Origin of the sequence: Actinoplanes sp. NPDC051633, assembly GCF_040681735.1 — a bacterium.
Classification (GTDB): Bacteria; Actinomycetota; Actinomycetes; order Mycobacteriales; family Micromonosporaceae; genus Actinoplanes.
The window spans coordinates 1-5602 of the sequence record NZ_JBFAZH010000477.1 but is presented as its reverse complement, the minus strand read 5'-3'; the positions used below and the strand labels follow the sequence as shown (position 1 = coordinate 5602).

6 protein-coding genes and 1 pseudogene are annotated in these 5602 nt (G+C 69.6%); 5 read left to right on the top strand and 2 right to left on the bottom strand.

The window, feature by feature from the left end:
• Positions 1–9 precede the first annotated feature (9 nt).
• Positions 10–1032, bottom strand: a complete 1023-nt coding sequence (locus AB0M20_RS24275) for a 2-oxoacid:ferredoxin oxidoreductase subunit beta (RefSeq protein WP_364301772.1) — start codon at positions 1030–1032, stop codon at positions 10–12.
• A 1-nt stretch (position 1033) separates the two neighbouring features.
• On the bottom strand, positions 1034–2878 hold the full coding sequence (locus AB0M20_RS24270) for a 2-oxoacid:acceptor oxidoreductase subunit alpha (protein ID WP_364301770.1): 1845 nt from the start codon (positions 2876–2878) through the stop codon (positions 1034–1036).
• 188 nt (positions 2879–3066) lie between these two features.
• Between AB0M20_RS24270 and ndhC the strand changes: the two genes are divergently transcribed.
• The 5 genes and pseudogenes from ndhC to AB0M20_RS24245 all read left to right on the top strand — a co-directional run.
• A complete protein-coding gene (gene ndhC, locus AB0M20_RS24265) occupies positions 3067–3444 on the top strand; it encodes an NADH-quinone oxidoreductase subunit A (RefSeq protein WP_364301768.1) in 378 nt (125 codons plus the stop codon).
• A 50-nt stretch (positions 3445–3494) separates the two neighbouring features.
• A pseudogene (locus AB0M20_RS24260) lies at positions 3495–3842 on the top strand (DivIVA domain-containing protein); the annotation flags it as partial.
• 107 nt (positions 3843–3949) lie between these two features.
• A complete protein-coding gene (locus AB0M20_RS24255; protein WP_364301766.1) occupies positions 3950–4468 on the top strand; it encodes an SRPBCC family protein in 519 nt (172 codons plus the stop codon).
• 32 nt (positions 4469–4500) lie between these two features.
• Complete coding sequence (locus AB0M20_RS24250; RefSeq protein ID WP_364301763.1) at positions 4501–5082, top strand: DNA-3-methyladenine glycosylase I; 582 nt, start codon at positions 4501–4503, stop codon at positions 5080–5082.
• Between the two features lie 24 nt (positions 5083–5106).
• The coding region (locus tag AB0M20_RS24245) for a hypothetical protein (RefSeq protein WP_364301761.1) at positions 5107–5602 on the top strand (496 nt) is incomplete at its 3' end.

Sequence of the window (5602 nt, the reverse complement as noted above, 5' to 3'; positions counted from 1 at the left end):
GCCGGCGTGCTAGAGGTTGGTCCTGGTGTCGCCGGCCGTGAGCAGGCCGGCGAGCATCTCGTCCGGCGTGCCGGTGGCCTGAGCCTTGGCGTCGACCAGCTGCTTCTGCACGATCTCGTCGTAGGACGGGCGCTCCACCGAGCGGAACACCCCGATCGGCGTGGTGTTCAGGTCGGACCCCGAGAGCCGGGACAGGGCGAAGGCGTACGCCGGGTCGTCGATGGTGGCGTCGTGCACCAGCGGCTCGCCGCCCTCCACCACCTCGAGGCCGAAGCCGCCCGCGGGGTGGGTCACCGAGAACTTGCCGTCCGGCCCGAACGTGATCGGCCGGCCCTGCTCGAGCCGGATCAGGTGGTCGTCGCGCGTACCCGGGTCCTTGATCAGCTCGAACGCGTTGTCGTTGAAGATGTTGCAGTTCTGGTAGATCTCGACGAACGCCGAGCCCTCGTGCTCGGCCGCCGCGCGCAGCACCGACTGCAGGTGCTTGCGGTCCGAGTCGATGGTGCGGGCCACGAACGTCGCCTCGGCGCCGAGCGCCAGCGACAGCGGGTTGAACGGCGAGTCCGCCGAGCCGGCCGGGGTCGACTTGGTGATCTTGCCGATCTCCGACGTCGGCGAGTACTGACCCTTGGTCAGGCCGTAGATCCGGTTGTTGAACAGCAGAATCTTGAGGTTCACGTTGCGCCGCAGCGCGTGGATCAGGTGGTTCCCGCCGATCGACAGCGCGTCGCCGTCGCCGGTCACGACCCAGACCGACAGGTCGGGACGCGAGGCGGACAGGCCGGTCGCGATCGCCGGCGCGCGGCCGTGGATCGAGTGCATCCCGTAGGTGTTCATGTAGTACGGGAACCGGGACGAGCACCCGATGCCCGAGACGAACACGATGTTCTCCCGCGGGATGTTCAGCTCCGGCATGAACTGCTGGACCGCCGCCAGGATCGCGTAGTCACCGCAGCCCGGGCACCAGCGCACCTCCTGGTCGGACTTGAAGTCCTTCGCCGTCTGCTTCACAGGCGAGATCGGGATCGACAGGCTAACCATTCTTGACCACGTCCTCGAGCATGTTCTCCAGCGTCGCGGCGGTGAACGGCAGGCCGCTGACCTGGTTGAAGGGGACCGCGTCGACCAGGTACTTCGCGCGGATCACGTGGGCCAGCTGACCCAGGTTCATCTCCGGGACGACCACCTTGTCGTACGCCTTGAGCACCGTGCCCAGGTTGGTCGGCAGCGGTGCGAGGTGCCGCAGGTGGGCCTGCGCGATCGGCAGCCCACGGTGGCGCAGGGCGCGGCAGGCGGCGCCGATCGGCCCGTACGTCGAGCCCCAGCCGAGCACGAGCACGGCGGCGTTGTCGTCGGGGTCCTCGACCTCGACGTCGGGCACCGGGATCGACTCGATGCGCTCGGCCCGGATCCGCACCATGAACTCGTGGTTCGCGGGGTCGTACGAGATGTCGCCGGTCTTGTCCGCCTTCTCCAGCCCGCCGATGCGGTGCTCGAGGCCGGGTGTGCCGGGGATCGCCCACGGCCGGGCCAGCGTCTCGGGGTCGCGAAGGTAGGGCAGGAACCGGCCGTCCTCGGCGTTCGGCTCCGTGGTGAAGTCGACCGACAGGTCGGGCAGGTCGCCGACCTCGGGCAGCAGCCAGGGCTCCGACCCGTTCGCCACGTAGTTGTCGCTGAGCAGGATGACCGGGGTGCGGTAGGTCAGCGCGATGCGCGCGGCCTCGAGCGCCGCGTGGAAGCAGTCCGACGGCGATTTCGGCGCGATCACCGCGAGCGGCGCCTCGCCGTGCCGGCCGTAGAGCGCCATGTTGAGGTCGGCCTGCTCGGTCTTGGTCGGCATGCCGGTGGACGGGCCGGCCCGCTGCACGTCGACGATGACCAGCGGCAGCTCCAGCGCGATCGCCAGGGAGATCGTCTCGCCCTTGAGCGCCACGCCAGGGCCGGAGGTGGTGGTCACGCCGAGCGCCCCGCCGTACGCCGCGCCCAGGGCCGCGCCGATCGCGGCGATCTCGTCCTCGGCCTGCATCGTCGTGATGCCGAAGCGCTTGTGCTTGGACAGCTCGTGCAGGATGTCGGAGGCCGGGGTGATCGGGTACGCGCCCAGGAACAGCGGCAGCTTGGACCGCACACTGGCCGCCACCAGCCCGAGCGCGAGCGCCGCGTTGCCGGTGATGTTGCGGTACGTGCCCGGCCGCATCTTGGCGGGCTTGACCTCGTAACGCACCGAGAAGTCCTCGGTGGTCTCGCCGAAGTTCCACCCAGCCTGGAACGCCGCCTTGTTCGCCGCCACCAGATCGGGCCGCTTGACGAACTTGCGCTCGAGGAACCGCAGGGTGGACTCGAACGGCCGCGAATACATCCAGCTCAGCAGGCCGAGGGCGAACATGTTCTTCGCCCGCTCGGCATCCTTTTTCGCCACGTTGAGCTCGGCCAGCGCGCCGATGGTCATCGAGGTCAGGGCCACCGGGTGCACCACGTAGCCGTCCAGCGAGCCGTCCTCGAGCGGGCTCACCGCATAACCGACCTTGGCCAGGTTGCGCTTGGTGAACTCGTCGGTGTTGACGATGATGTCGGCGCCGCCGGGCAGGTCGGAGACGTTGGCCTTGAGCGCGGCCGGGTTCATCGCGACCAGGACGTTGGGCGCGTCGCCGGGGGTGAGGATGTCGTAGTCGGCGAAGTGCACCTGGAAACTCGACACACCGGGCAGCGTCCCTGCGGGGGCGCGGATCTCGGCGGGGAAGTTCGGCAGCGTCGAGATGTCGTTGCCGAGCTGAGCCGTTTCCGACGTGAAGCGGTCACCGGTGAGCTGCATACCGTCACCGGAGTCGCCGGCGAAGCGGATGACCACGCGATCCAACTGCTCGACTGGCTTGTTCAGCGAAGCCGCATCGACCTCGGACACTTTCTCATCCTCCCGTGCGTTACTTCCAGCCTACGTCGGCGCTGCTTACACGTGCCGCCCGAAGGGCCGTTGACCACAGTAGCCAGGTAAGGGTTACCTGAACCAATCGAGTCCACTGCCTGGATGGCGACACTCGTCACGAAGTTTCAGTAGGCTTCCCGGCTGTGGACGGCTACCTGGGCACGTACGCCACGCTCGGCCTGGTCTTCGCGGCCGGGGTGCTGCTGTTCGTGGCGGCGTTCGGCACCAACCGGCTGCTGCGCCCGGCGCACCCGGCCGAGCCCGCCGGCAAGCGTGTCGCATACGAGAGTGGCATCGACCCGGTCGGCGGCGACTGGGCACAGGCCAAGATTCGCTATTACGTGTACGCGTACCTATATGTCCTCTTTGCCGTCGAGGCGGTCTTCCTGTTCCCCTGGGCGGTGGTCTTCGACCGGCCGGGCTTCGGCCTCCTGACGGTGGCCGAAATGGGCATTTTCGTGGCGGTTCTCGCTCTCGGCATCCTCTACGCCTGGCGCAAGCGCATCCTTACGTGGACGTGAGACGGGTGGCGGTTTCGCGGGCCGGAGTCCGTCGTGCCACGATCTGACCCATGGGTCAGCTTCTGCTCTTCCTGGTCGTGGCGCTGGTGGTCGCCGCGATCGTCTTCGGGGTCACGGTGATGGTCAGCGGCAACGACTCCGGACTGACCCCCGTCGAGCCGGACGGCCGGGCGTTGCCGCTGCCCAGCGACCGTCCGCTGGGCGAGGACGACGTGGTGCTCACCCGGTTCGACACGGCCCTGCGCGGGTATCGGATGTCCCAGGTCGACCAGGCGCTGCAGCGGGCCGCGTACGACATCGGCTACAAGGGTGAGCTCATCGGTGTGCTGGAGGCCGAGGTGCAGGCGCTGCGGGAGGGCCGGATCGCCGACGCCGACCAGCTGCGCCGTGCCCGCGAGGCAGCGATCGCCCCGCCGCCGGTGAGCGACGTGCCGGCTCCACCACCGCCGGAGGCGGACGTGCTCGAGCAGGGCAAGAGCGAGGACGACAAGAAGGCGGAGACGACGTGAGCGACGGCGCTGCGAGCGACGGAACTCCGGGCGACGGAACTCTGGGCGATGCCGCCCAGCCCGGCGCCGGGGAGGTCACCGCGACGGTGATCGTGAACGCGCCGGTCGCGCGGGTGTTCGCCGCGTTCATGGACTGGCCGAGTCAGTCCGAGTGGATCCCCTTCACCAAGGTGAAGGTGGTCGAGGGCGACGGCGGCGAGGGCAGCCTGGTCGAGGCGATCACCGCGCTCGGACCGGCAGCGCTGCGCGACGAGCTGCGGGTGGTGCGGGTGGATGCGCCGTACGAGGTGCGGGTCGTGCACTGCGGCAAGGTGCTGCGGGGGCCGGGCTCGATGCGGTGTACGCCGATGGCGGGCGACCGGACCCAGGTGGTCATGCACGAGTGGTTCCACCTGCCCGGCGGCACCGCCGGCAAGCTCGCCTGGCCGGTGCTGTGGCCGGGCTCGAAGCTCGGCTTCACCGGTGCGCTCAAGCGGTTCGCGCGGCTCGTCGAGCAGGGCAAGCTGCCGGCCTGAGATTGTCGTACCCCGCCTCTAGGTTTGGCGGCATGACGGATACGGGCCTGGTGGCCGGCGCCGATGGGCGGCTGCGGTGTTTCTGGGGCTCCGGCACGCCGGAGTACGAGGCTTATCACGACACCGAGTGGGGCCGGCCCGTGCGCACCGACGACGGGATGTTCGAGCGGCTCACCCTCGAGGCGTTCCAGTCAGGGCTGGCCTGGATCACCATCCTGCGCAAACGCGAGGCGTTCCGGCGGGCGTTCGCCGGTTTCTCGATCGGCAAGGTGGCGGCCTTCGGTGAGGAGGATGCCGCGCGGCTGATGGCCGACGCGGGGATCGTGCGTAACCGGATGAAGGTCGACGCGGCCCTGCACAACGCCAGGGTGGCCCTGGAGCTGCCCGGTGGTCTGGCCGAGCTCCTGTGGTCCTACGCTCCCGCGAGACGCCCGAGGCCGGCCTCCCGGGCCGACGTGCCGGCACTCACCCCGGAGTCCACGGCGATGTCCAAGGACCTGAAAAAGCGCGGGTTCAAGTTCGTCGGTCCCACGACGGCATACGCGTTGATGCAGGCCACCGGCATGGTCGACGACCACCTCTCGGGGTGCTGCGTCCCACCGGCGGCGGGCTGACCGGCACGTGGTTCGATGGAGCGCATGGCGCAGTGGGCGGTGATCATTCCGGCGGATCAGTGGGCGCGTGAGCGGCTGTTCGAGCGCGACTCGCTGACGACGGCTCCCGCCGGCGCGGCGGCCGACGACGACGTCGTGCTCCTCGCCGGCGAGGAGGCGGTGGCGCTGGAAGCCGTCGCGTTGGGCCGGTTCACGGCCGATGGCGAGATCGCCTACACGAAGCGGGCGTTCGACTCGCCGGTGCCGGCCGACGACCTCAAGGTCACCGAGCCGCTGACCGCGCTGGACCGCGAGGCGTTCGAGCGCATCGCGAAGCGCGTCGGCGCGCCGCGGGTGCGTAAGCCGTGGCTGGTCAGCGTGGCGATGCCGATCGAGGCGGCGTCGCCGGCCGAGGCGGTGCGGCAGTTCTGGACCTACGTGGCGGAGCTGGGCCCGGCGGAGCTGCCGGCCTTCGTCTGGCCCTCCGGCGACGAGCTGGCGATGCAGGCCTTCGTCCTGGGCGTGGAGACCAACCAGGACC